This is a genomic window from Nisaea sediminum (assembly GCF_014904705.1).
In the GTDB taxonomy this organism is placed as follows: domain Bacteria; phylum Pseudomonadota; class Alphaproteobacteria; order Thalassobaculales; family Thalassobaculaceae; genus Nisaea; species Nisaea sediminum.
In genome coordinates, this window is record NZ_JACZCQ010000021.1 from 1 (window position 1) to 821 (window position 821).

Genomic DNA, 821 nt, shown 5'->3' on the forward strand with positions numbered 1-821 from the left:
CGGAAGCCGAGCTTCTCCGCGATCTTGTCCGAATTGATATGGTAGGACCGGTTGTCGTCGCTCGGCGTCGTGACGATCTCGATATCGCCGAGTTCCGGCAGCTCCTCCTCGATCACCTGCTTCACGATCTTCGCGATGCTCATGATCGACTGGTTCTGGTAGCCCGCATTGAAGGTCTCGCCGGCGATCTTTTCGTCCTCGACCTCGAGCAGCAGCTTGTACAGGTTGCACATGTCCTGGATGTGCAGGTTCGGGCGCAGCTGCTCGCCGCCGAACACGGTGATCTTGCCGTTGTTGATCGCGTGGTTGGTCAGGATGTTGACCGAGAGATCGAGACGCTGGCGCGGACCGTAGCCGCAGACCGTCGCCGGGCGGATCGTCACGCAGACGAAGTCGGGCGACTGGTGCTTGAACAGCAGCGGCTCGCACATCCCCTTGAACTTGTTGTAGAGCGTCAGCGGCAGGAGCGGGTGATCCTCCTTCACGTCCGGCTGGTCCGACACGCCGTAGACGGAGGAGGAGGAGGCGTAGATGAAGCGCTTCACGCCCGCGTCCTTGGCCGCGATCACCATCGGCTCGAAGGCGTCGAGATTGATCGTCTCGCTCAGGGCCTCGTCGAGCTCGAAACTGGCGTCGTTCGAGATGCAGGCCAGGTTGATCACCGCGTCGCAGCCCTTCAGCGCGTCCTTCAGCGCCGCTATGTCACGGATATCGCCCCTGATCGAGGTCAGCTTCGGATCGTCTTTCGGAAGGAAGTCGTCGCCGAAGAACTGGATGTCGTAGGACACGATCTCGTAGCCGAGGTCCAGAAGCTGCGGGAT

The 821-nt window shown here is 61.3% G+C and carries 1 protein-coding gene; it reads right to left on the minus strand.

Features of this window, described 5'->3' with window-relative positions; translation table 11 throughout:
• Nucleotides 1-821: NAD-dependent epimerase/dehydratase family protein (locus IG122_RS23870; protein WP_193189068.1), on the minus strand; the 821-nt coding region annotated here is incomplete at both ends.